The 25,141-nt window shown below is 60.5% G+C and carries 23 protein-coding genes; 11 read left to right on the forward strand and 12 right to left on the reverse strand.

The annotated features are described in order from the left end of the window. Positions 1 to 65: 65 nt before the first annotated feature. Both EPK99_RS00320 and EPK99_RS00325 read right to left on the reverse strand, forming a co-directional pair. Positions 66 to 1,184: a mandelate racemase/muconate lactonizing enzyme family protein gene (locus EPK99_RS00320; protein ID WP_128440653.1), complete on the reverse strand. Its 1,119-nt coding sequence runs from the start codon at positions 1,182 to 1,184 to the stop codon at positions 66 to 68. Positions 1,185 to 1,214: 30 nt separating this feature from the next. Beyond that, complete coding sequence (locus EPK99_RS00325; protein WP_128440654.1) at positions 1,215 to 2,207, reverse strand: GntR family transcriptional regulator; 993 nt, start codon at positions 2,205 to 2,207, stop codon at positions 1,215 to 1,217. 103 nt (positions 2,208 to 2,310) lie between these two features. Between EPK99_RS00325 and EPK99_RS00330 the strand changes: the two genes are divergently transcribed. From EPK99_RS00330 to EPK99_RS00365, 8 genes are all read left to right on the forward strand, one after another. Beyond that, positions 2,311 to 3,390, forward strand: coding sequence for an Ldh family oxidoreductase (locus EPK99_RS00330; protein WP_128440655.1), 1,080 nt, complete (start codon positions 2,311 to 2,313; stop codon positions 3,388 to 3,390). Positions 3,391 to 3,505: 115 nt separating this feature from the next. Then, on the forward strand, positions 3,506 to 4,219 hold the full coding sequence (locus EPK99_RS00335) for a FadR/GntR family transcriptional regulator (protein ID WP_128440656.1): 714 nt from the start codon (positions 3,506 to 3,508) through the stop codon (positions 4,217 to 4,219). Between the two features lie 58 nt (positions 4,220 to 4,277). Next, positions 4,278 to 5,252, forward strand: coding sequence for a sialic acid TRAP transporter substrate-binding protein SiaP (locus tag EPK99_RS00340; RefSeq protein WP_128440657.1), 975 nt, complete (start codon positions 4,278 to 4,280; stop codon positions 5,250 to 5,252). A 59-nt stretch (positions 5,253 to 5,311) separates the two neighbouring features. After that, positions 5,312 to 5,890: a TRAP transporter small permease gene (locus tag EPK99_RS00345; protein ID WP_128440658.1), complete on the forward strand. Its 579-nt coding sequence runs from the start codon at positions 5,312 to 5,314 to the stop codon at positions 5,888 to 5,890. Between the two features lie 3 nt (positions 5,891 to 5,893). Beyond that, positions 5,894 to 7,300: a TRAP transporter large permease gene (locus EPK99_RS00350; RefSeq protein ID WP_128440659.1), complete on the forward strand. Its 1,407-nt coding sequence runs from the start codon at positions 5,894 to 5,896 to the stop codon at positions 7,298 to 7,300. Between the two features lie 58 nt (positions 7,301 to 7,358). Next, entirely contained in the window at positions 7,359 to 8,429 is a 1,071-nt protein-coding gene (locus EPK99_RS00355) for an L-idonate 5-dehydrogenase (RefSeq protein ID WP_128440660.1), read from the forward strand. Next, positions 8,426 to 9,622, forward strand: a complete 1,197-nt coding sequence (gene uxuA / locus EPK99_RS00360) for a mannonate dehydratase (RefSeq protein WP_128440661.1) — start codon at positions 8,426 to 8,428, stop codon at positions 9,620 to 9,622. Before EPK99_RS00355 ends, uxuA begins: the two co-directional genes overlap by 4 nt. Continuing rightward, a complete protein-coding gene (locus EPK99_RS00365) occupies positions 9,623 to 11,032 on the forward strand; it encodes a mannitol dehydrogenase family protein (RefSeq protein ID WP_128440662.1) in 1,410 nt (469 codons plus the stop codon). It begins immediately after the preceding gene. A gap of 4 nt (positions 11,033 to 11,036) precedes the next feature. On the opposite strand, the gene EPK99_RS00370 is transcribed toward EPK99_RS00365, so the two are convergent. Further along, positions 11,037 to 11,933 (reverse strand): GntR family transcriptional regulator, encoded by an 897-nt coding sequence (locus EPK99_RS00370; protein ID WP_128440663.1) that lies wholly within the window; start codon positions 11,931 to 11,933, stop codon positions 11,037 to 11,039. 139 nt (positions 11,934 to 12,072) lie between these two features. Here EPK99_RS00370 and EPK99_RS00375 point away from each other — a divergent pair, with 139 nt between their 5' ends. Further along, positions 12,073 to 13,083: a zinc-binding alcohol dehydrogenase family protein gene (locus EPK99_RS00375; RefSeq protein WP_128440664.1), complete on the forward strand. Its 1,011-nt coding sequence runs from the start codon at positions 12,073 to 12,075 to the stop codon at positions 13,081 to 13,083. A 2-nt stretch (positions 13,084 to 13,085) separates the two neighbouring features. Continuing rightward, positions 13,086 to 14,612, forward strand: coding sequence for a UxaA family hydrolase (locus EPK99_RS00380; protein ID WP_128440665.1), 1,527 nt, complete (start codon positions 13,086 to 13,088; stop codon positions 14,610 to 14,612). A 251-nt stretch (positions 14,613 to 14,863) separates the two neighbouring features. On the opposite strand, the gene EPK99_RS00390 is transcribed toward EPK99_RS00380, so the two are convergent. The 8 genes from EPK99_RS00390 to EPK99_RS00425 all read right to left on the reverse strand — a co-directional run bounded on the left by EPK99_RS00390 (position 14,864) and on the right by EPK99_RS00425 (position 23,406). After that, positions 14,864 to 16,153 carry an L-fuconate dehydratase gene (locus EPK99_RS00390; RefSeq protein WP_128440666.1) on the reverse strand — a complete coding sequence of 430 codons (1,290 nt, stop codon included), beginning with the start codon at positions 16,151 to 16,153 and terminating at the stop codon, positions 14,864 to 14,866. Positions 16,154 to 16,186: 33 nt separating this feature from the next. Then, positions 16,187 to 17,032, reverse strand: coding sequence for a fumarylacetoacetate hydrolase family protein (locus tag EPK99_RS00395; protein WP_128440667.1), 846 nt, complete (start codon positions 17,030 to 17,032; stop codon positions 16,187 to 16,189). Between the two features lie 30 nt (positions 17,033 to 17,062). Further along, positions 17,063 to 17,797 (reverse strand): SDR family oxidoreductase, encoded by a 735-nt coding sequence (locus tag EPK99_RS00400; protein WP_128440668.1) that lies wholly within the window; start codon positions 17,795 to 17,797, stop codon positions 17,063 to 17,065. A gap of 85 nt (positions 17,798 to 17,882) precedes the next feature. After that, positions 17,883 to 18,695, reverse strand: coding sequence for an amidohydrolase family protein (locus EPK99_RS00405; RefSeq protein WP_128440669.1), 813 nt, complete (start codon positions 18,693 to 18,695; stop codon positions 17,883 to 17,885). A 4-nt stretch (positions 18,696 to 18,699) separates the two neighbouring features. Further along, the gene (locus EPK99_RS00410) at positions 18,700 to 19,707 is read right to left on the reverse strand and encodes an aldo/keto reductase (RefSeq protein ID WP_128440670.1); all 1,008 of its coding nucleotides are present in this window, start codon (positions 19,705 to 19,707) and stop codon (positions 18,700 to 18,702) included. Between the two features lie 60 nt (positions 19,708 to 19,767). Further along, positions 19,768 to 20,709 carry an ABC transporter substrate-binding protein gene (locus tag EPK99_RS00415; RefSeq protein WP_128440671.1) on the reverse strand — a complete coding sequence of 314 codons (942 nt, stop codon included), beginning with the start codon at positions 20,707 to 20,709 and terminating at the stop codon, positions 19,768 to 19,770. A 105-nt stretch (positions 20,710 to 20,814) separates the two neighbouring features. After that, positions 20,815 to 21,852: an ABC transporter permease gene (locus EPK99_RS00420; RefSeq protein WP_128440672.1), complete on the reverse strand. Its 1,038-nt coding sequence runs from the start codon at positions 21,850 to 21,852 to the stop codon at positions 20,815 to 20,817. Positions 21,853 to 21,864: 12 nt separating this feature from the next. Continuing rightward, positions 21,865 to 23,406, reverse strand: coding sequence for a sugar ABC transporter ATP-binding protein (locus EPK99_RS00425; protein WP_128440673.1), 1,542 nt, complete (start codon positions 23,404 to 23,406; stop codon positions 21,865 to 21,867). 164 nt (positions 23,407 to 23,570) lie between these two features. Here EPK99_RS00425 and EPK99_RS00430 point away from each other — a divergent pair, with 164 nt between their 5' ends. Further along, positions 23,571 to 24,242, forward strand: coding sequence for a FadR/GntR family transcriptional regulator (locus tag EPK99_RS00430; RefSeq protein WP_128440674.1), 672 nt, complete (start codon positions 23,571 to 23,573; stop codon positions 24,240 to 24,242). Between the two features lie 49 nt (positions 24,243 to 24,291). Here EPK99_RS00430 and EPK99_RS00435 read toward each other — a convergent pair whose 3' ends face one another. Continuing rightward, on the reverse strand, positions 24,292 to 25,035 hold the full coding sequence (locus EPK99_RS00435) for a WecB/TagA/CpsF family glycosyltransferase (RefSeq protein ID WP_128440675.1): 744 nt from the start codon (positions 25,033 to 25,035) through the stop codon (positions 24,292 to 24,294). Positions 25,036 to 25,141 lie beyond the last annotated feature (106 nt).

Consider the following 25,141-nt stretch of genomic DNA (forward strand, 5'->3'; position numbering starts at 1 on the left):
TGCAGCCGCAAAGAACCAGCCGCAACGGAGACCATTGCGGCTGCCAATTTCAGCGCTGCTCCTGGTTAGCTCAGGCTTTTTCCATAGCGCTCGAAGCTCGCCGCAAGAGGCGTTGTACTCGCGCCCGGCTGCTGCGGGCGAAGATAGACGCCCTCGCGCACATTCGCCGGCTCCTCGAAGTGGTCCTTGATCCATGGAATATATTCGAGGATCGTTGACGCCGGATGCCAGTAGCTGAGATGCACATGCACCTGGCTCATTTCTCCGGCATGCGGCACGACAGGCAGCCGGTTTGCAAGCGCAAGATCCGCCACCTGGATATATTCGGTAATTCCGCCGAGACGCGTCACATCCGGCTGGACATAGGCCACTGCCCGCGCCTCGATGAATGAGCGGAAGGCATCCACCGTATAAAGCTGTTCCCCAAGGGCGATGGGTATCGAGGTATTGCGAGCCAGAACCGCATGACTGCCGACATCGTCGTACCAGAGCGGCTCCTCGAACCAGTAGATGTCGAGATCGCGTGCGCGTTCGCAGAACCTTTGGCATGTCGGAAGGTCCCACTTTCCGTTGCCGTCGATGGCAATACGGACATCCGGCCCCAGCCGGGCGCGCAGGGCAGCAAGCCTTACGACGTCGGCGTTGGGGTCGTCGTGCCCGACCTTGACCTTGATGCGGGTAAAGCCTTCGTCCTCGACCGCCCGCGTTGCGCCGGCGATAAGCTCGTCGCGGGAGAAGGACAGCCAGCCGATATCGGTATTATAGGCTTCGAGCTTCTCGGTGCGGGCTCCGCCGAGATAGCTCCAGAGTGGAAGGCCAGCCTTCTTGCTCTTCAGATCCCACAGCGCCACATCGACGGCCGCAAGGGCGAGCTGGGTTATGCCTGCCCGTCCGACCCATTGCAGGGATGGATAACGCGCCAGCTTCGTCCAGAGACGCGAGATATCCGAGGCATCTTCGTCAATCAGAAGCGGAGCATAGCAATCGCGTATGCAGGCCGTGATCAGCCGGTCCGAGGCGAGATGAGCATGGGTGCCGGTAAAGCCGTATCCTGTAAGGCCATCATCTGTGGTGATGGCGGCGCCGACGACAGCCCAATGGGTGATGCTGTGGGTGGAGTCCGATATGGAATCCGAGGTCAGTGGAAGATGCAGGATGAAGGGTTCGATAGTCTTAATTTTCACAGGCGGGCTCCTCCCTTTGGATGTTTGTGATTAGGATTGCGGCGTCACAAGACGCTCGATGTAAGGCAGATCGCGTGGCGAGATTGTTTCCGCCACTGCCCGAATTCGCAGCATGGCGCGCTCGCGCGAGACCTGGAGATGTTTGACAAGCGCTTCCCGCGCTTCACCCACATGTCCAGCGGACAGGCGCTCGATCACCGCCAGATGCTCCGGCAGAAAGGGTTCGGTCTCGAAGAGATGTGCGGCTGCGTGGTACAGGAAGTGGTGCGCAACCAGCAACGCCTGCGGCAGGCTGATTGCCTGCATCAGCGCGTCGTTTCCGCAATAGCTGAGAAGCTCCACATGCAGCTCCTGCTCCAACGCATCCAACACGCGCGAATCGACCGTCGTGATGGCTGCATTCGCCGCGGCCACATTGGTGGCAAGCCTCGGCAGCAGGTCTGCGGGGAGATGAGGAACCGCCTTCTCAAGCGCCAGGGGTTCCAGCACCCAACGCAGTTCATAAAGCTCGTTGATATGTTTTGCGGTCAGGCCGGGCGCATACCAACGGCCGCTATCGTCCTTGCGCACAATGCCGCGCTGCTGAAGTCGCCCCATGACGTCCCGGGCGACCGTGCGACTGACGTCATACGTCTTGGCAAGTGCGGCCTCGTTGATGCGCCAGCTCGCCAGTGACGTCCTGGACACGATCTCGATCTCGACCTGGCGGTAGATGAGCTCCCAGCTCGGCAAAAACTGGATCTTCTCGCCGATACCGGACGCGATCCCGATTGGCTGCCGAGGTTCTACCGACGAGACCGAGCCCTGGTTAGCCACCTCGTAGCCTCTCGCTCCTGCCCTATTGATCAGCCCCGAACGCTCCAGTTCGCCAAGCGCCTGTCGGGCAGGCGCACGGCTGATCCCGAACCGGGTCGCCAAGCCGGTTTCCGTCAGTCTTGCGCCTGGTTCCATTCGGCCTGTGCGGATTTCCTCCTCCAGGATTTCGAAGGCGCGCTGATAGAGCTTCTGCGCAATGTTCGCCATCGGCCTCTGGATCTCGATCTTTCGTACTCACCAAGATCAGGATTGCACTCCTCACGAATGATGTCTAGTGTGTACACAGTACATTCCTTGGGAGGAGCCGGGATTGACTCAAGCAGATACAGAACCGAAAGTTTCTCTAAAATCCCTGGAACAGTTCTGCCGCGGGGTACTTGCGGGTTGCGGAGCCGACGAGGCAACCGCTGCCGCTGCCGCACGTGCAATGATGCACGGGACGCGTTTCGGTGTGGACAGCCATGGCGTTCGCCTGCTTGGGCATTATGTGGAGGCGCTAGTCGGCGGTCGTATCAACAAGACACCGAAGCTTCACACAATCGGTGGCTTTGGAGCTGCGGAAACCCTGGACGCTGATCACGCGCACGGCGCACTGGCCACCTACACGGCAATGGAGCGGGCAGTCGCGATTGCTCGCCAGCTCGGCGTCGCCGCCGTGGCGATCCGCAACAGCTCGCATTTCGGCCCCGCCGGCGCTTATGCCCTGGAAGCCGCACGCCAAGGCCTGATCGGCTTTGCCTTCTGCAACTCCGACAGTTTCGTGCGCCTGCATGGCGGCGCATCGCGCTTCCACGGCACGAACCCGATTGCGGTCGCTGTCCCTGTGGCTGGGCAAGACCCGTGGCTGCTCGACATGGCCACCAGCGCAGTACCATTCAACAGGGTGCTGCTCTACCGCAGCCTGGGGAATCCGCTCCCCGAATCGGTCGCTTCCGACGCCCAAGGTGTCGATACGACTGACCCCAACGAGACCGAAATGCTGGCGCCGCTCGGCGGAGAATTCGGCTTCAAAGGTGCAGGCCTTGCAGGTCTTGCCGAAATCCTCACCGCCGTGGTCACCGGCATGCGTCTCAGCTTCGAGATCGCCCCCATGATGGGGCCGGATTTTACGAAACCGCGGCAGCTTGGCGCCTTTGTCCTGGCAATACTTCCGGAGGCCTTCGGCGATCGGGCGATGTTCAACGACGGCATGAAACGCTACCTCGAAGCTCTCCGGAATTCGCCGGCTCGATCGGACGCGACGGTTATGGCGCCAGGGGATCGGGAATGGCAGATTGCAGCGGACCGGGAGACCTATGGAGTGCAGCTGGATCCGGCCACATACCGGAGTTTCGAGTTGCTGGCGACGCGTTATGGCGTGCCCCTGCCGACAGCTGCGATCAACTCCTAATTGCTACAAAAGACGGCCGTTGCGAAAAAAGCCTTGCTGCACCTATTGACGGATGCAAATTGGTAAGACAACCTGACAAGACGCGCCGAGGAGGATCTGGCGCTGGGAGGATAGCATGTTCATGGCTCTGGAGCCGCGCCGCCTTTACAGGCAGGTCGCGGAGCAGATTCGCGCACTCATCGCATCCGGTGAGCTTCCGGCAGGTGAACGCCTGCCGGCCGAACGCGAGCTTGCGGAACGCTTCGGCGTGTCGCGGCCAACGGTGCGGGAAGCCTTGATCGTACTGGAAGTCGAAGGCCGTGTGCAGATCCGCATGGGCTCAGGCGTCTATATCAGCGGCAGTTCTCAACCTGCGGCCTCTGTTCTGCCGGATGACGACAGCGATGGACCTTTCGAAATTCTCCAGGCGCGCTGCATCATCGAGAGCGCCATTGCTGAGGAAGCCGCACGCTGTGCGACGCCTGCGGGCATTGCAAAACTCGACGAGATCCTGCTGCAGATGGAACGGTCGCTCGACGTTCCATCGAAAACCGTCGCTTGCGACCGCGCCTTTCATACGGCGGTTACCGATATAATCGGCAATGGCGCGCTGAACCGCTTCACAGGCTTCATATACGACAGCCGCATGTCGCCTTATTTCGAAAAGCTGGCGAGCCATTTCGAAAGCGTCGGCAGTTGGGGTCACGCGCTTTCCGAACACAGGGCCGTTCGCGACGCAATCGCGGCCAAGGATCCAACCGCTGCCCGCGAGGCAATGCGGCGGCATCTGACGCTGTCACAAAAGAGATTCTCTGAAAGCTTCGGGGAGGAGCCGGCGAGAGAGGACTGACCGCCCATCGCAGATGCGCGGTTCTTGGAAAATTCGAACATCATTTTGGGAGGAATTCATGACGTTCAGATGGAAAATGCTCTTGGGCGCAGCGGCAGTGACGCTCGCTTCTTCACTCACCGCTCACGCGGAAACGGTTCTGAAATGGGCTCATGTCTATGAGACGTCCGAGCCTTTCCACACGGAATCGCTCTGGGCGGCGCAAGAGATCGCCAAGCGCACCAACGGCCGTTACAAGATCGACGTCTATCCTGCATCCCAGCTCGGCAAGGAAGCGGATATTAACCAGGGCCTGAAACTTGGCACGGTCGATATCATCATCTCCGGCTCAAGCTTCGCCGCGCGCGACTACAAGCCGATCGGCGTCACCTACTTCCCTTATATCTTCCGCAATCCGGAGCACCTGATCGCCTACACCAAGAGCGATGTCTTCAAGCGGCTGGCCAAGGGCTATGAAGACAAGACGGGCAATATCATTACCGCCGTCAGCTATTATGGCACCCGCCAGACCACGTCCAACAAGCCCATCACCAAGTGCTCGGACATGGCCGGCCTGAAAATGCGCGTACCGGACGTCCCGGCCTATCTTGCCATGCCACGCGCCTGCGGCGCCAACACGACGCCGATCGCGTTCGCCGAAGTCTATCTTGCCTTGCAGAACGGCACAGTGGACGCCCAGGAAAATCCGCTGACGACGATCGAGGCAAAGAAGTTCTTTGAAGTCCAGAAGAACATCGTTCTGACCGGCCATATCGTCGATCACCTCAACACCATCGTCTCCAAGAGCCGCTGGGCAAGCCTTTCGGAAGAGGATCGCCAGATCTTCCGGGAAGTCATGCAGGAAGCGGGCGCTCGCACCACGAAGATCATCGAGGAGCGCGAAAAGGCGCTGGTAGAGGACTTCAAGAAGCGCGGCATCAATGTCGTGGACGTAGACAAGGCCGATTTCGAGAAGACCGTGCTGGAAAAGGTCGCCTTCGAGGACTTCGGCTACGTCAAGTCCGACTGGGAAGCCATTCGCGCCATCAAGTGAGAACCCGCCGGCGCGGCTTTGAAGAGCCGCGCCGCCATCCAATCCAGACGGGAACGCACATGTCTCATACCCAGGAAATCCACACACCGGTCACCCCGGAAGAACTGGCGCATACGTTCGAGGACGTGCCGGTCGAGGTCGATCTCAAAGCCTATGCCATCGAGGACTGGATAACGCTTGCCCTGTTCTGGCTGATGACGGGCTGCGTCTTTCTACAGTTCTTCACCCGCTACGTGCTGAACGACAGCTATGCCTGGACGGAAGAAATCGCCGTTAACTGCCTGATCGGGGTCGTTTTCCTTGGCGCGGTCATGTGCGTACGTGTCTCGCGCCATATCCAGGTGGATGTGCTGTATCACTACCTGCCGGCGCGCCTCACCCGCGTCATGGCGATCGCCGTAGACCTCGTTCGAATAGGCTTCTTCGCCTACGGCTCGTGGCTGATGTGGCGATACATGGAGATCGTCGCCGACGAGCGAATGGTCACCGTCGATCTGCCGCGCAACATCGTTTTCTACTCGGTGCTTGCCGCCTTCGTCCTCATGTTACTGCGCTCCATCCAGGTATTCGTCGCGAATATGCGCCGCGGCTATTCCGTGCTGGAGCGTCCCGAAGAATTCCAGTCGGTGGGAGATTGATCCATGCTGCTTCTGATCGGCTCATTTCTCGGCCTGATGATCATCGGCCTGCCGGTTGCCATTTCCATGGCAGTCTCCTCGGTTCTCTACATCGTCATATATGACGTCGCGCCGGACATCATCGTCGCGCAGCGCATGATCGCTGGCGTCGAGAGTTTTCCGCTTCTCGCCGTCCCCTTCTTCATCCTTGCCGGCAATTTGATGAACATCGCCGGCGTCACGGGGCGCATCTATTCCTTCGCGGTGGCGCTGGTCGGCTGGATGAAGGGCGGCCTCGCTCAGGTCAACATCATCGGCTCCGTTGTCTTCTCGGGCATGTCCGGCACGGCGCTGGCGGATGCGGCCGGTATCGGCACGATCGAGATCAAGGCGATGAAGGATCACGGCTATCCGATCGAGGCTGCCGTCGGCGTTACTGCGGCGTCGGCGACGCTCGGACCGATCTTCCCGCCATCGCTGCCCTTCGTCATCTACGGCATGATGGCCAACGTCTCTATCGGGGCGCTGTTCATGGCCGGCATCCTGCCCGGCGTCGTCATGACCCTGCTGATGATGATCACCGTTGCCGTTTTCGCATGGGTCAAGCGCTGGGGTTCGGACACACCGTTCAGCATGAAGATGATCGGCGGCGCCTCGCTGGAAGTGCTTGTCGTGATGATGGTGCCGCTTAGCGTCTACCTGCTGACGCTTGTGGGACTCTCACTCAATGTGGCGCTGCTGGTCGCGCTTCTGGTGCTGCTCGCATGCGACTGGTACTTCAACTTCTCGGCCGTGATGGCGCTGATGACCCCGGTCATCCTGATCGGCGGCATGACCATGGGCTGGTTCACGCCCACGGAAGCGGCAGTCGCCGCCGTGCTGTGGTCGCTTTTCCTCGGCCTTGTGCGCTATCGCACGATGACGATGAAGACGCTGGCCAAGGCGACCTTCGACACGATCGAGACGACCGCTTCGGTTCTGTTCATCGTGGCGGCGGCCTCAGTCTTTGCCTGGCTGCTGACGGTGAGCCAGACGGCGCAGCTGCTCTCCGGCGCCATCCTGTCCATAACCGACAGCAAATGGGTGTTCCTCATTCTCGTGAACATACTGATGCTGTTCGTCGGCTGCTTCCTGGATACGATTGCCGCAATCACTATCCTGGTGCCGATCATCCTGCCGCTCGCACTGCAGTTCCATGTCGATCCGGTGCATTTCGGCCTCATCATGACGCTGAACCTGATGATCGGTCTTCTTCATCCACCGCTCGGAATGGTTCTCTTCGTGCTGTCGCGCGTCGCCAAGCTGTCGGTCGAGCGGACGACCATGGCCATCCTGCCATGGCTGGTGCCGCTTTTCATCGCACTGATCCTGATCACGTTCATTCCGGCCATCACCTTGTGGCTGCCGACCGAAATGGGCCTGATCCGCTGACAAACCCCGGCCCGCGCCGCGGTGCGCGGGCTTTTCCTCCCAAAACCGAGACAAAGACATGCAGACCCGGATCGTCCGCCTTCACGGCAAGCAGGATATCAGGATCGAAACCGAAAATGCCCCGGCTCCCGGGCCGGGCGAGGTGCTGCTGCGGATGGCCGTGGGCGGGATCTGCGGCTCCGACCTGCACTACTATCACGATGGTGGTTTTGGGCCGGTTCGGGTCCGAGAGCCCATCATCTCCGGGCATGAGGCTTCAGGCTTCGTTGCAGCCCTTGGTGAGGGAGTGGCCTTTCCACCCGTCGGAACGCTTGTTGCCGTTAACCCGTCTCAGCCCTGCGGCAAATGCATCTATTGCGCCAAAGGGCAGCCGATCCATTGCCTCGACATGCGCTTCATGGGCAGCGCCATGCGGCTGCCGCACGAACAGGGCATGTTCCGCAACCTGCTTCTGGTTCCGGCCAAACAGTGCTTTCCCGTCGCGGAAGGCATATCGCCGGCGGAAACCGCCTGCGCCGAACCGCTTGCGGTCTGCCTGCATGCGGTCGCACAGGCCGGTGATCTGTCCGGGGCCAAAGTCCTGGTAACCGGCGCCGGCCCGATCGGGCTCCTGACGATAGCCGCCGCCAGATATGCAGGGGCGTCAGAGGTCGTGGCGACCGATCTTGCGGATGCCGCGCTGGAACGCGCCGCACCCATGGGCTCGACATCGACGATCAACGTGGCGCGCGAACCGCAGGCGCTTTCCCTTTATGAGGAAGGGAAAGGCTATTTCGATGTCGTGTTCGACTGCTCGGCCGCAGCGCCTGCCCTGCGTTCCGCTTTCGCGACAGTGAAACCGCGCGGCACCATCGTGCAGGTGGGCGTCACCGGAGACGTCACGATCCCGCTCAACGCGCTGGTCGGCAAGGAAATCGTCTGGCGGGGCTCGCAACGCTTCGACCAGGAATTCGCCCAGGCGGTGGATCTCATTTCGCGCAGGGCGATCGATGTCCGGCCGATCATCTCGCATTCCTTTCCGCTGGAACAGTCTGTCCAGGCCTTCGAACAGGCAGGCGACCGCACAAGCGCCTGCAAGGTTCAGATCGATCTCGGCACCCAAGCCTCACCTCTGGGAGTGATAGCATGAAGCATACATGGCGGTGGTTCGGACCCATCGACAAGGTGACGGTTCGGGATGCGGCACAGGCCGGCGCCGAGGGTATCGTCAGCGCCCTCCATCATATTCCGACCGGAGCGGTCTGGCCTAAAGATGAAATCGATCGGCGGCATCAAGAGATCAAAGCTGGCGGCCTGGTCTGGGATGTGGTCGAAAGCGTTCCGGTGTCGGAGGACATCAAGACGCAGAAGGGCGACTGGCGCGCGCATATCGGCGCCTGGCACGAAACACTGAGGCGGCTGTCCCAGAGCGGCATCCGCAAGGTCTGCTACAATTTCATGCCTATTCTGGACTGGACGCGCACTGACCTGCGCTGGGAAACGCGGCATGGCGCCAAAGCCATGCGGTTCGACCTTGCCGACTTCATTGCCTTCGACATTCACATCCTTAGACGGCCGGGCGCAGCGGAAGATTATCCGCAGGGTCTGGCAGAGGCCGCAGCCCGCAACTTCTCTCAGATGACCGACGAGAAGATTGCAGCGCTTGGGCGCAATATCGGTGCCGGCCTGCCCGGCTCGGCTGATGGCTATTCGCTCGACCAGCTTCTTGAAAAGCTGCGCTCCTATCACGGTCTGGAAGCAGCCCGCCTGAAGTCCAACCTGATCGATTTCCTATCGGAAGTCGTGCCCGTGGCGGAGGAAGTGGGCATCAATATCTGCGCTCATCCGGACGATCCGCCATGGCCGCTTCTCGGCCTGCCGCGAATCCTGTCCACGGAACAGGACTATGGGCATATGCTGAGCCATGTCGACAGCCAGGTAAATGGCGTCACGCTCTGCACCGGCTCGCTCGGAGCCCGGCACGACAACGACCTGGCGGCGTTTGCTGAACGCTTCGCCTCGCGCATCCACTTCGTGCATCTTCGCAATGTCACGCGCGATACCGACAGCGTTCCCTGCTCCTTCTTCGAGGACGAGCATCTGGAAGGCGGAACCGACATGGTTGCCGTCATTGCCGCTCTCCTAAAAGAAGAGCGGCGGCGGAAAGAGACTGGCCGCGAAGACCACCGCATCCCCATGCGCCCCGATCACGGCCAGGAAATCCTTGACGATCTTTCTCGTGGCGCACAGCCTGGCTATCCGGCCATTGGTCGCCTCAAGGGCCTTGCCGAACTGAGAGGCATAGAGCGTGCCCTCAGTCATACTCGATTTGGATTGAATTGAATGACCTCGCCGCGCCTCTCCTCCGCCACCGAACTTCCGTCATCCGTTTCCGCTCCAGCGTATGACCGCGGCGCCCTTGGTCCGGGCATTGTGCATCTTGGTATTGGTGCCTTCCACCGGGCGCACCAGGCCGTCTACACGCAGCGCGCCTTGCAGGCTGAATTCGGACCATGGGGCATCGTTGCCGTCAATCTGCGCTCGCCCGAGCCCGTGCAGGCTCTGGCCGAACAGGACGGGCTCTACTCGGTGCTGATGGGAGAGCGGGACGGAGACCAGGCAGAGGTTATCGGCGCGACGATCGACTGGATCTGCGCGGCCGAGCAGCGTGATCAGGTACTGGCCTATCTCGCCGACCCGCAGATCAGGATCGTGACACTGACAGTGTCCGAAAAAGCTTATGGCCTGCATCCCGGCACAGGCGGACTGGACCCGGCGCATCCGGCCATCGCTGCGGATCTTCAGAACCCGCAAGCGCCCGTCGGTGCGGTCGGCTTCCTGGTGAAAGGACTGGCGCTGCGCCAGGCGCGAAACGTGCCGCCTTTCACCGTTCTTTGCTGCGACAACCTGCCGGCCAATGGCCGCGTCGTTCGGCGTCTTGTGCTGGATATGGCTGAACGCCGCGATCCGGAACTGGCCCGGTGGATCGCCGAGCAAGGCGCCTTCCCCTGCAGCATGGTGGACCGTATCGTGCCCGCCGCGACAGACGATACGCGCCAGCGTGCAGCAGAGCTTCTTGGGGTCGAGGACCGTCTGGCAATCGAGACGGAGCCCTTCATCCAGTGGATCATCGAAGACAAGTTCGTCTCCGGTCGTCCTCAATGGGAGGCCGGTGGCGCCGTTTTTGTAAAGGACGTCGAGCCTTACGAGAAGATGAAGCTGCGGCTTCTCAACGGTTCCCACACGCTCATAGCGCATCTGGGCATACTGCACGGCCTGGACTACGTGCGCGACGTGATGACCATGCCTGCTCTTGCGGCAGAGGCCAAGCGGCACATGCAGGCAGCCGTGACGACCCTCGATCCGGTCTCCGGTATCGACCTCGATGCTTACATGCAGCAGTTGCTGGAAAGGTTCGCAAATCCGCGGATCGCCCATCGCAACATCCAGATTGCCATGGATACCAGCCAGAAGCTGCCGCAGCGCATCCTTGCACCCGCAATGGACGCGCTTGCCGCTGGCGGTAACGGCGCCGCTTTTGCAAAGGCGGTCGGCGTCTGGTTTGCCTCGTTGCGCCAGCGTATGGACTGCAACGATCCGCGCCGGGAAGAACTGGTAGCCGCTGCCCAAGAAAATGATCCCGCAGATCCGTCCGCACCGTTCTTCCGGATCGAGGGACTGTTCCCCGTCGAACTGATCAAGGCCCGCGCCTGGCGCGATCTGGTCAATGCGGAACTGGCGAACTGGCCATAAAAACTTAAGCCGGCGAGACCACGATGCTGTCCAGCATTGTGGTTCTTGCCGTTTCGAGGTGCAGCCGGCAGGCACTAAGCGCTTGCTCCGGCTTTCCACTGCGCAGGCCTGCGATATAAGCCAGATGTTCGGTCAGCGCGATCTCGTTTCGCAGCCGCTCGTCCTTCTTGTTCCATTGATAGTGGTAGTGGAAGATCAACGACATGACGCCCTGGATATTGCCAAAGAACCGGTTTGGCGCGACGCTGCCGATCAGCCGGTGAAAGCGGTGGTCAAGATCGGAAAAATCGCGGAAGCGGCGCTCCAGATCGCCGAGCAGCGCATGATGCTCCTCCTCGAGTGCAGCCAGTTCGTGCCAGGCCGGATGATCGGCTGGCAAGGCTACAAAGCGTTCCACGGCGCGGAACTCCATCACCTCCCGCATGTCGAACAGTTCGGCCACGAAATCGACCGTCAGGCCCAGCGCGCGCCAGCGACCGTTGCTCTGCTTTTCCAACAGGCCGAACAGGCTGAACCGGCTCAGGCAGTCGCGCACGGACGAGGTCGAAACGCCGAACTGCCGGGCGAGATCCAGCCCATTGACCACATGGCCGGGGCTGCAGTCGGGCCCGACCATCCATGCCATGAACTGCCGCTCCACCCGGTCAGTCAGCGGTTCCAGGTCTCCACCAGAAAGATAATCGCCCTTCAGCGGCGCCCGCGCCAGAAGCTTTGACCGCCCCTGCGCTGCCACGATCCCGCTGTGGGAAAGTGCAGCCAGGATTGCCCGCACCGTCGTACGGCTGACGCCGAGCCTAGCAGCCATTGAGGGCTCCGAAGGAAGGCTTTGCCTCAGCTCCAACCCGGCGAGGAAATCGAGGCATTGGTTATAGGTCCGTTTATAGACCGTCTTCGTCTTCATGCCCTGCTCCCGCCATTCCGAGATGATTCCATACGTCAATAACAGTCTGTTTTTTAAACCTGCTCTTTATCGATAAAAACAGATTGCCTCTGAGGCTAATGTCTTTTATCCAAAAAGAACAGAGCATGAGGAGGATATGATGAAGGCGCTTCTTTGCAACGAGCCGGGCAGCCTTTCGGTGGTCTCGCGGCCGGAACCGGTGCGGGCGGAGGGCGAGGTTCTTGTCCGTATCCGCCATGTTGGTATCTGCGGCACCGACTTCCACATTTTCGGCGGAAAGCATCCTTTCCTCGAATATCCGCGCGTCATGGGGCATGAGCTGTCCGGAACCGTCGAGGAAGCCGGCGCCAATAGCAGCCTGAAGAAGGGCGACCCCGTCTACATCGTGCCCTATCTCTCCTGCGGCACCTGCCAGGCCTGTCGAAAAGGCCTGACCAACGCCTGCCGCAATATCCGTGTGCTTGGCGTCCACTGCGATGGCGGCATGGCGGAATATCTATCCGTACCGGAGGGGAACGTGGTGCCAACCGGCAACATCCCGCTGGAAGACGCGGCTATGATCGAGTTCTTGGCGATCGGTGCCCATGGCGTCAAGCGCGGCAATCTGACATCTGCAGATCGTGTCCTGGTGACCGGCTCCGGCCCGATCGGCATGTCCGCCATCATCTTTGCCAAGGCGCGCGGCGCCCATGTGACAGTCATGGATACACGCGAGGACCGGCTGGCTTTCGCGGTCGACCGTCTTAGTGCCGACCAGACTATTATTGCCAATGGCGATGCAGAAGCGGAGGCCGAGCGTCAGACCGGCGGCGAATGGTATGACGTGGTCATAGACGCGACCGGCAATGCCACCCCTATCGAGCGCGGCTTCAACTTCCTTGCCCATGGTGCGCGATACGTTCTGCTCTCTGTCGTGCGGCAGGACATCACCTTCGCAGATCCGGAGTTCCACAAACGCGAGGCGACGTTGATCGCCAGCCGCAATGCCCAACCGGACGATTTCGCCGAGGTTGTACGGCAGATAGAGGCGGGCCGGGTCCCAACTCGCGCGCTCAATACCCATCGCGGTCGCCTGGAAGACGGCCCGACGCTGTTTACGGACTGGCTGAAGCCGGAAGCCGGCGTCATCAAGGCAATCCTGGAGGTTTGATCATGCTCGCCAAGAAGACCCTTCGCCTGAACCCGCAGGACAATGTCGTGGTGGCGATCGCAGACCTGCCAACCGGCAGTCCGGTGGAGAACGAGATTGTCTCGAGCGTGCGCGTTCCCCGCGGCCACAAGGTGGCGAGCCGTCCGATTCCGCGCGGCGAGCCGATCCGCAAGTTCGGTCAAGTGATCGGCTTTGCCAGCAGCGATATCCAGCCAGGAGACTGGGTGCACGAGAAGAACGTCACCATGGGCGACGACTTCGAGCGCGACTACGCCTTTGCCGCAGAAGCAACCCCGCCGGAGGGCCTGCGGCAGGGCGAGATGCCCGCCTTCTTCGAAGGTTTCCGGCGCGCCGACGGAAGGACCGGCACCCGCAACTATATCGGCATCCTCTCCTCCGTGAACTGTTCCGCCACCGCGGTCGATTACATCGCCGACGAGATCAACCGGTCCGGCATCCTCAACGACTATCCCGGCATTGACGGCGTTGTGCCGCTGCCGCACGGCCAAGGTTGCGGCATGGCCGGCAAGGGCGAAGCTTTCGACGTGCTGTCCCGGACACAGTGGGGCTATGCCAGCCATCCGAATTTTGCGGCGACGCTCCTCGTCGGTCTCGGATGCGAGGTCTTCCAGATCCCGCGCATGAAGGAAACCTACGGCATTGCCGAGGGTGACCACTTCCAGTCGCTGACGATCCAGGAGATCGGCGGCACGCGCAAGGCTGTCGAAGCCGGCGTCGCCCGCATCAAGGAAATGCTGCCCTTCGCCGCCCGCTCCGTCCGCGAACCCGTTTCGGCATCCGAACTGACGCTCGCGCTCCAGTGCGGCGGTTCTGACGGCTATTCCGGCCTGACCGCCAATCCAGCGCTCGGAGTGGCCGCCGACATGCTGGTGCGCCATGGCGGCACCGCCATTCTTTCCGAGACACCGGAGATCTATGGTGCGGAACACCTGCTGACCCGGCGCGCCGAAAGTGTCGAGATCGGCCAGAAGATCGTCGATCTCATCCACTGGTGGGAAGAATACTGTCAGCGCAATGGCGGCGAGATGAACAACAACCCCTCTCCGGGCAACAAGGCGGGCGGCCTTACCACTATCCTCGAAAAGTCGCTCGGCGCCGTCGCCAAGGGCGGCAATTCCACGCTGCGCGGCGTCTACCGATATGCAGAGAAGATCGACCGCAAGGGCTTCGTCTATATGGATACGCCCGGCTATGACCCGGTCGCGGCAACAGGTCAGGTGGCCGGAGGCGCCAATGTGCTGTGCTTCACCACCGGGCGCGGCTCGGCCTATGGATGCAAGCCTGTCCCCTCGATCAAGCTTGCGACCAATAGCGAGCTCTATGCCCGTATGCCCGACGACATGGACATCAATTGCGGCGATATCATTCAGGGCGTGACGCTGGAGGAAAAGGGCCGTGAGATCTTCGAAACGGTTCTGGCCGTAGCATCCGGGCGCCCGTCGAAATCGGAATCGCTTGGCTATGGCCGCAACGAGTTCGTGCCCTGGCAAATCGGCGCGGTGATGTAACGTTTGGCGACGGGCGCTTTGGTGACACCCGCTTTTGTCTGGCGCGTAAGTTTAGATACCCTCATCCCTGTGCTTGTCACAGGAATCTAGCCAGCCCAAGTCTTTGGGCTGAATAGGTTCCTACGCTGCAGACGCAGCATGCTGGATCCCTGTGACAAGCACAGGGATGAGGGAGAGTGGGGCAACCGCATACCGGGACAGTATCGTCGCTGCCGGAGCCGGTAAGCGTCTTTCAAAACCCGACCCGGTTGTCAGGCCGCCTTCTTTTGCCCGTGTGTATAGGCGGCGATAGACTCGGCCTTCATCTCGATCGAGAAGCCTGGCCGTGACGGCGGCATATAGGCCGCATCACGAATGACGCAGGGGTCGAGGAAGTGCTCGTGCAGGTGATCGACATACTCGATCACACGGCCTTCCTTGGTTCCCGACACTGCGATGTAATCGATCATCGACAGGTGCTGTACATATTCGCAGAGCCCGACGCCGCCGGCATGAGGCCAGACCGGTTTACCGTATTTCGCTGCAATCAGCAGCACCGCCAGCACTTCGTTCAATCCGCCCATGCGGCAGCTGTCGATCTGCACGATGTCGATCGCGCCTTCGGCGATGAACTGCTTGAACATGATGCGGTTCTGGCACATCTCTCCAGTGGCGACCTTGACCGGGGCGATGGCCTCACGGATTTTCCGGTGGCCCGCCACATCGTCCGGGCTTGTCGGCTCCTCGATGAAGAAGGGCTTTGCGAAAGCGAGTTGCTTGACCCAATCGATCGCCTGGCCGACCTCCCACACTTGATTGGCATCAATCATCAGGTAACGATCAGGCCCGATCACTTCACGCGCAATGGTGAGGCGGCGGATGTCATCCTCCAGATCGCGGCCGACCTTCATCTTGATGTGGTTGAAGCCGGCATCGATAGCCTCCTGCGCGAGACGCCGCAGCTTCTCGTCGCCATAGCCCAGCCATCCGGCCGAGGTCGTGTAGCAGGCATAACCCTCGCGCTCGAGGATCTCGATCCGCTCCGCCTTGCCAGCCTCGGCCCGCGTCAGGATCTCGACCGCTTCATCGCGGGTCAAGGCATCGGTGAGGTAGCGGTAATCGACGATATCGGCGATCTCTTCCGGCGACATGGTGGAGACAAGCTTCCACACAGGCATGCCCGCTTCTTTCGCCATGGCATCCCAGAGCGCATTGACCACGGCACCCGTTGCCAGGTGCATGGCGCCCTTGTCGGGACCGATCCACCGCAATTGGCTGTCACCTGTCAAATGGCGCCAGAAGCGTCCCGGTGCTTTACGGACTTCGGCTAGGTCCGCCCCGACGACAAGATGGCGCATGGCTTCGATAGCCATGCAGCATATGTCGTTGCCCCGGCCGATGGTGAAGGTCAGGCCGTGACCAGCCAAACCGGGGCTATCCGTTTCGAGAATCACGTAGGCCGCCGAATAATCCGGATCCGGGTTCATGGCGTCCGAACCGTCTAGGCTTGCCGAAGTCGGAAAACGCAGATCGAAGACGCGGAGATTGGTGATGCGGGTCATGGGCGGCCTTTCGTGATTACAAGTTGAGCAAGCTCAGACGTCGGCGACGAAGGTCTGCGTCTGGCTGCCAAGCCCTTCGATGCCGAGTTCGACGACGTCGCCAGCCTTCAGGAAGCGCTGCGGCTTCATGCCGAGGCCAACGCCGGGGGGCGTGCCGGTGGAGATGACGTCACCGGGATGCAGCGACATGAACTGCGAAAGGTAGGAGACGAGGAAGGCGACGCCGTAGACCATGGTCCGCGACGAACCGTTCTGCATGGTCTCGCCGTTCACTTTCAGCCACATGGAAAGGTTCTGCGGATCGGCGACCTCGTCTTTCGTCACCAACCAAGGACCGATGGGGCCGAAGGTGTCGCAGGACTTGCCTTTGGTCCATTGTCCCGAGCGCTCGCTTTGAAAGGCGCGTTCGGAAACATCGTGGCTGACACAGTAACCGGCGACATAATCCATAGCATCTGCTTCGGATACGTATTTCGCCGTCTTGCCGATGACGACGCCCAGCTCGACCTCCCAGTCGGTCTTCTGCGAGCCGCGCGGGATGACCACGTTGTCGTTCGGGCCGACGATGGCCGACGTCGCCTTCATGAAGATGACCGGCTCCGGCGGAACGGTCGCGCCCGTCTCAGCCGCATGGTCCGAATAGTTGAGACCGATGCAGATGAACTTGCCCGTGCCGGCTACGCAGGCACCAAGCCGCGGGGACCCATCGACGACCGGAAGCGTGGAGGGATCGACACTGCCAAGCTTTGCCAGCGCAGCAGGATCAAGGGCGGCGCCGGCCAAATCCCCAATCTGTCCGGACAGGTCCCTGATCTTGCCTTCAGCATCCAGAAGGCCAGGCTTTTCAGCGCCGAGGGCACCGTAACGGAGAAACTTCATGTCATTGTCCTTTCAGAATGTTTGGATCGCTTAAATCGACCAGCCGCCGTCGATACCACAGGCCTGGCCCGTCGTATAAGTCGCGCCCGCGAGATAGACGGCAAGATCGGCAATCTCTTCCGGCGTACCCAGCCGTCCCATGGGCTGGCGAGAGATGAAGGCGGCGCGGGCCTCGTCATAATTGCCCTGAGCGCGCATGCGGCTCTCCAGCGACGGGCTTTCGACCGTGCCTGGGCAAATCGCGTTGCAGCGGATGCCGTTCGCCACATAATCAGCCGCAACGGACTTGGTGAGCCCGATCACGGCTGCCTTGGTGACGCCATAGGCGCAGCGGTTAGGCACACCCTTTGCGGAAGAGGCGATGGAGGCCATGTTGATAATGGCGCCGTCTTTCCGCTCCAGCATGCCCGGCAGCACTGCCTTGATGGTGCGGACCATAGCGCGAACATTGAGGTTGAAGGCGAAGTCGAGATCCTCGTCCGTCATGTCGAGCACCGTGCCGCCATGGACGAAGCCGGCGCAGTTGAACAGCACGTCGACGCGGCCGACCCTGTCGAAGAAGCCCAAGACGGCGGCATTGTCGAGCACATCAAGCCGTTCGGTCTGAATGCCGGCCTCGCCAGACAGTGTCTGCAACGCCGCATCGTTAATGTCCGTCGCCCAGACTTTGGCGCCTGCCGCTGCAAAGGCAAGGGCGCTTGCCCTGCCGATCCCCTGGCCGGCCGCCGTCACTACAACCACCTTGTCCTGCAAATATGCTGTCATTGCCATTCCTTTCAATCAGGTGGAAGACTTCGTCGATCGCCGACCACCACTTACCCTAGTACCAGCCGCTTGGGCCTTGAATTCTTTACAACGAATAGAAGCGGCGGGCATTTCCGCCGAAGACCGCAGTATGATCCACTTCCGGAACGATGTCCCGACACTGCCTGATCCAGTCACCGTACTGGCCGAAAAGATCGAGAACCGGCCAGTCGCTGCCCCAGATGGTGCGGTCGGCGCCGAACAGCTCAAGCACGGTTTCGGCATAGGGCCGGACCGCTTCCGGTTTCTGGTCCCCCGCTTCTGTCAAAAGGCCGGAAAGCTTGCACCAGACATTGCCCAAGGCGGAAAGCCGCTGCATGGGCACACGCCATTCGCTATAACGCCCTTGCGAGATCACCGGCTTAGCGGCGTGGTCGATGACGATGGGAAGCTCGGGATGGCGGCGTGCAAACGCCTCCATCGCACGCAAATGCCGCGGCAGCACCAGAGCATCGAAGACCAGGCCATGAGAACGCATGGCCGCAACAGCATGGTCTAGCGCGGGATCGTCTATCCAATCGTCTTGCGGCAGATCCTGCAGCATAGGCCGCAGGCCCTTGAGTTTCGGTGCACGCGCCAGATCCGCGATCGCGGACGGCGCATCCAAGGCCTTCATGTCGACCCAGCCGACGACGCCGAGGATGAAATCCGTCCGCTCCGCCAGATCGAGCATGAAGCGCGTATCCTCAACGCTCGGCAGCGACTGAACCAGAACAGTTCCTTCGACGCCTGCGCCCTGAAGCTGCGACGAGAGATCCTCGGGCAGGAAATCCCGATGGATCGCCGCAAGCTCCGGCGGCGGCCAGCCGCCCTGCCGGTCCTTCAGGAGCCAGAAATGCTGGTGGGCATCGATGACCACGACCTTACACTTCCCCGATCGGCGCATCGGCGGAAATCACGCCGTTTTCCTTGAGCCGCCTCCAGAACGACGCCGGGATGTCCTGCTCGAACCAGGCCGTATTGCTTCTCATCTGCTCGCCATTGCGCGCCCCCGAAACAACCGTGACAACGGCCGGATGCAGCAAGGGAAAAACCAGGGCAGCGGCCTGCATGGTTACGCCTTCGGCTTCGCAAGCAGTTTCGATCTCCCCGACCCGCGCCATGATATCGGCCGGTGCGTCGGCATAGTTGAACTTGCGGTTGCCGGCGAGAATGCCAGAATTAAATGCGCCAGCGACGACGATGCCCACACCTTCGCGGTGGCAACGGTCGAGCAGTGAAAGACTGTCCTGTTCCAGCAGCGTATAGCGGCCGGCGAGCATGGTGACATCGATGTCGAATTCATCCATCGCCTCGCCAACGGCCTGCCACTCGTTCACCCCAAGCCCGACCGCCTTGACGAGGCCTGACGAGCGCAACTCGCCCAGCGCCTTGAAACCACCGCCCTTGGTCAGTTGATCCCAATAATGCTGGTGGCGATCGGCGTGGGTGAAGCGGCCGATGTCATGAACATAGAGAATGTCGGGCGCGAAGATGCCGAGCCGCTGGCGGCTCGTCTCGAACGATTGCATAATTGCGTCATAGCTGTAGTCGTAGACCGGCCGGAACGGCAGCGGCGCGACGTAGGCGTCCTCTTCTGGACCGACCGTCGCATCCGGAACCATGATGCGGCCGACCTTGGTGCTGAGAATATAGTCCTCACGCGGTCTGTCGGTGATCATCGTGCCGAGACGGCGCTCCGACCGTGTATAGCCGTAGAAAGGTGCGGTGTCGAAATAGCGGATGCCTGCATCCCATGCAGCCTCGAAGGCGCTATAGGATTCGGCATAGCTGGTCAGCCGGTAAAGATTGCCCATCTGGGCGCAACCGAGGCCCATCAGCGTAAACGACAGGTCGCGATTGCGCAGCTTGCGCTGGTCCGTCACTTTCATGTTTTCAATTCCGATATTTAAATGAGAGCCGCACGCGGAGTATCCGCGTGCGGCCAAACATTAGTAGAGAACGTTCTTCGCTTCCGGCTTGTCGATATTGTCCTTGGTCACCACGACGACGCCAGTGTCGATTGTCTTGTCGACCTTCTGCTTGTCAAGGAGCTTCAAGAGTGTCTGAATGCCCTTTTCACCCATCTGGTAGGAGCCCTGAACGACAGTTGCATTGAGGGTGCCGTCCTTGACGAATTCCTGCAGGTCCTGGTTCCCGTCGAAGCCGATCGCGGCAATCTTGCCGGCCTTGCCAGCCTGCTTGATGGCGCGGCCCATGCCGATGGCGGTCGGCTCGTTGGCACCAAAAATGCCGACGAGATCGCTATTGGCAGCCAGCACGTCTGTGGTCTGGTTCAAGGCCGTCGCCATCTGCGACTGCGAATAGAAAGGTCCGACGATCTGCAGCTTGGAGTTTTTCTTGATGTAATCGGTGAAGCCTCCGACGCGACCGATTTCGGAACCGGCGCCAGCCACATAGGACATGACGGCGATCTTACCGGTGGTGCCGGCCTTCTCGATCAGCGCCTTGGCGGCAAGCTCGCCGGCCTTGTGGTTATCTGTCGCCAGGAAAGCCTGATAATACTTGTCGGCGCCTGCCGCGAGCTGGCTGTCGATGATGACGACCGGGATACGTGCTTCCCAGGCCTTCTTCACCGCCGGCACCAGTGCGTCCGGATCGGACGGGGCCAGCAGAATGCCCGCGACCTTTCGGTTGACGGCGTTTTCCACCATGTTGACTTCATCTGCGATAGCAGATTCGGCAGCCGGACCCTGGAAGGTCAGCGTGTTGCCCTTTGAAGCGCCGATGGCCGCATCCGCGCCCTTCTGGACGTTCTGCCAGAAGGTCGAGTTGACGGTCTTTACGATGACGGCGATTTCCGCCGCCGAAGCACCGGCCGCTCCCGATAGGGCGAGCGCCGACGTCATCAATGCCAATACCAGTTTACGCATGTCTTCCTCCTAAAATGCCAGACCCTGCCGGGGCCTCAACGGGGGAAGGCTCCTCCCCTTCCCGTCCCTATTTTCGGGTAAGGCCGAAGCCGCACCCGTCATCTCTCACCGGCGGTTGCGTAACTGGTCGATCCAGACCGTAACCAGAATGACGAGACCGATGATGATCTGTTGCGTGAAGGCTGAAACGCCGTTCATATTCAGTCCATTGCGAAGTATCCCGATCACGAAAGCGCCGATCACGGTTCCAGAAATCGTGCCGACGCCACCGATCAGGGACGTACCGCCGATCACGGCGCTGGCGATGGCGTCAAGCTCGTAAGCAACGCCTTCGTTTGGTTGCGCCGTGACCAGACGCGACATCAGCACGCAGCCGGTGAGGCCAGCCAGAGTTCCCGAGACGATATAGGTAAAGGCGGTCACGCGAGTGACATTGACGCCCGACAGGCGAGCAGCATCAGCGTTCGAGCCGATCGCATAGATATAGCGGCCAAGAACGGTGCGGTTCAGCATCAGACCAGCGGCGATCGCAATCACGATCATCAGCACGACCGGATAAGGAATGCCGGGAAAGCTCACGACGGGAAAGCCCTGGTCATCGAGCGACTCGAAGCGGAAGAGCGAGCCATTGCCCAGCTCACCAAACGATTCGCCAAGGCCGGACACCGCACGAGCGCCGGTGATCTGCAACGCGACACCGCGGGCAATCAGCATCATGCCCAGTGTGGCAATGAAAGGCGGCAGACGCAGCCGGGTGACGACGAAGCCATTGATGACGCCGCAGGCGCTTCCAGTTAGAATGCCGAGCAGCATGCCGATCCAGATAGGCAGGCCGAGCTCCTTGACGGCAAGTGCTGCAACCACACCGGCCAATGCCAGCACCGAGCCGACCGAGAGATCGATGCCGCCCGTGATGATGACATAGGTGGCGCCAATGCCCAGCAACCCGATCGACGTCACCTGAAGGGCGATCGTCATGCCGTTGTTGACCGTGAGGAAGGCGCTGCTGGTGATCGAGAAGACGGCGGCCAGCACGACTAGACTGCCAAAAGCTGCGAACTTCTGGATGATGTCCTTCTGACGGTCGCTCAGTCGGTTGACCTGAACGGCCTCCGGCGGCTTCTCGTTTGTAATTTCGGCCATGGTAAACGTCCTTTATTCCCCGACCCGGCTGCGGCCGGAGGCATAGAGCATGATTTCTTCCTGCGAAGTCTCGCTGGTCTTTAACGTTGCGGTGATGCGCCCCTCGTGAAACACCGCAATGCGGTCGGATAGACCTAGAACCTCAGGGAGTTCCGAGCTGATCAGAACAATGCCGATGCCGCGGGCTGCAAGCTCGTCCATGATCTGGTAGATGGCGAACTTGGCGCCTACATCGATGCCGCGGGTCGGCTCATCGAAGAACATGATGCGCGGCTCGCGGAACAGCCATTTGCCGATGATGATTTTTTGCTGATTGCCGCCGGACAGGAGCCGCACGGGCTGGCTGAGGCTCGGCGTTCTGATGTTCAAGAGATCCACATAGCGCTGGCCCGCGGCGCGGTGCCGTTGCCGATCGATAATGCCGAGCGAATTGCTGACAGCGTCCATATTGGCCATGACCAAATTGACATCGACCGGCATCTTGACGGCCAGACCCTGAGCCTTCCGGTCTTCGGAAAGATAGGCAATGCCGGCTTCGATGGCGCTGCGCGGATCGGTGATGGTAAGCTCATTGCCGTTCAGCGCGATGCTGCCGGAATCGAATGGGTCCGCACCAAAGATCGCCCTTGCAACTTCCGTACGACCCGCACCCATTAGGCCAGCAAAGCCCAGGATCTCGCCGCGCCGGATATCGAAGGAAATATCCGAAAAGACGCCGCGTCGGGTCAGCCCTTTTACTGAGAAAACAATCTCCTCAGTCGGCGTGCGGGTGGGCTCGGGAAATTTCTCCTCAAGCGAACGGCCGACCATGCGCGAGACGATATCGTCGACAGTGATCTCGTTGAAATTGTCGGTGGAAATATAGCGACCGTCGCGCAGCACCGTCACCCGATCGACAATCGCTGCCATTTCGTCCAGGCGGTGCGAGATATAGACGATGCCCGTACCTGATGCCTTGAGGTCGCGGATGACGCGAAACAACAACTGCGCCTCCTGCTCGGTCAGGGACGAGGTAGGTTCGTCCATGATGAGCACGGTTGCGTTCAGCGACAGCGCCTTGGCGATTTCCACCATCTGACATTGAGCGACGGAGAGACTGCGCACCTGCCGCGTCGGGTCGATATCGACACCCAGACGATCCAGACAGCGGCGGGCATCGGCCAACAGTTTGCGGCGATCGACAAGGAAGCCACGGCGCGGCTCCCGGGCCAGATAAATGTTTTCGGCAACAGAAAGATGCGGAACTAGGTTCAGTTCCTGATGGATGATCGCGATGCCGGCGGCTTCAGACTGCAAGGTGGAAGTGAACTTCACCGGCTCGCCATTGTAGACGATGATGCCGCCGTCGGGCTGGTAGACGCCGCTGACGATCTTCATCAGCGTCGATTTTCCCGCACCGTTCTCCCCGCAGATTGCATGCACCTCGCCGGCGCGCAAATCGAAATGCACGTTGGACAGAGCCTTGACGCCCGGAAACTCTTTCGACACGCCGTCGAGCTTCAGCAGCACGCGTGCTGCATCCAAGATTTCGGCATTTGCCGCTACTCCTCCCATCGCGATCTCCTCTTCGCGCAGAAGCCATCAGACTCCTTAAGGGAAATAGGTAAAACCGCAGCGGATATTGGTCAAGCCAATTTTTGACAGCCGGGGTAAGATCAGGCATTGATGCTCTATTCGAGCTTGCCGCCTCATTAAACCGACCGATTGGCCTGACCACGATGAATGACAACCGTCGCCTCTATCAACAGATCGCCGACCGGGTGCGGTTGCTGATCCAGGAGGGCAAATACGGTCCAGGTTCCCGGCTGCCGGCCGAACGAGAGCTTGCGCAGCAGTTGGGGGTGTCCCGCCCTTCGCTACGCGAAGCCCTGATCGCGCTTGAGATAGAGGGCGCAATCGAAATCCGCATGGGCTCCGGCATCTATGTTCTGTCGATCGGTAAAGCCGCGCCTACGGCGACTCCGTTAGGAGAAAGCCCGGCGGAGCTCATGGAAGCCCGGGCTACGATCGAAAGCGCTGTGATCGTGCAGGCTGCGAGCGTCATCACGGATGAGACGCTAGCAAGTCTCAGGGAGATCCTCGTCTCCATGCGGATCGAAATCGAAAAGGGCCGCAAGCCGATCGAACAGGACCGGCAGTTTCACCTGACTATCGCTGAACTTCCCGGCAACGCCATTCTTGCAAAGATCGTCGCCAACCTGTTCGACGAGCGACACAGCCCCATGTCCGACCGCATTCGAGGACGGTTCGAGACTCCCCAGACCTGGACAATCGCCTTGGAGGAACACGAAATCATCCTCGCCGCATTGGAGGCGCGCAAGCCTCTGGCTGCGCAGGCTGCCATGTTTTCCCATCTTTCAGCATCGGGACGCCGCTGGCTGGAAGGCTGAATGCGACTTCATCGCGCATCACTTACAGAAGAGGCGGTTGCTTCCCAGGTCACCGCGAGTCTCTCAGCATCCAGAAGGTCGCTATCGGGTTCGTCGATAGATAGCGCCACAATAGCTTATTGGGCTTCGTAATCATACGGTGAAACCATTCGAAGCCGGAGCGCTGCATCCATCTGGGCGCACGGCGATAGTGCCCCGTGGCAAAGTTGAAACATCCGCCGCAGGTGATGATCCAACTACAGGACAGGCGCTCACGAGCCCGCAGGCCGAAGATCTGCTCCAGCGGCTTGCCCAGACCGACCCAGAGAATATCTGCGCCGCTTCGTTCGATCTTCTGCAGCACGGCAGCTTCTTCAGCGGGGGAGAAAAATCCATGTTGCCGCCCGGCGATCTTCAGGTCAGGAAACATTTCGGTCAGGCGTTCTGCACATGCGACGTTCGTCGCCTCGTCTCCACCGAGAAGAAAGAAGGATACCTGCTCCCGTGCCGCCCGCGCCGCATAGTCTATCAACATGTCGGTGGTGGCCGTCCGCTCGCGGATCGGCTGCGCGCAAAGGATCCGCGAGGCAAACACCACCGATTGCCCATCGGCATGAACAAGATCGGCCGCCTGCAGGGCGTCACGATAGCGACCATCGGAGTGAAAGAGGCTGATGGCGTGACCGTTTATATCATAGAGAAGCTTCGGCCGGACATCAGTCGTGCCCCTGCGCACCCCAGCAAACACGAAATCCTCAAGATCCCCGCGTCCCATGGTTGTGGTCGTTATTCCGGCTACAATCGCTTCGGTCATTCCTCATGCCCTGCTGTTTGCTGACAGGCTTGTTAAAAGTGTCCTATCGGCAATCAAAAGCATGCGCACTGATGAAAGCTTATTAAGCCTAATACATTGGATTTTA

Source organism: Neorhizobium lilium (assembly GCF_004053875.1).
GTDB classification, from domain to species: domain Bacteria; phylum Pseudomonadota; class Alphaproteobacteria; order Rhizobiales; family Rhizobiaceae; genus Neorhizobium; species Neorhizobium lilii.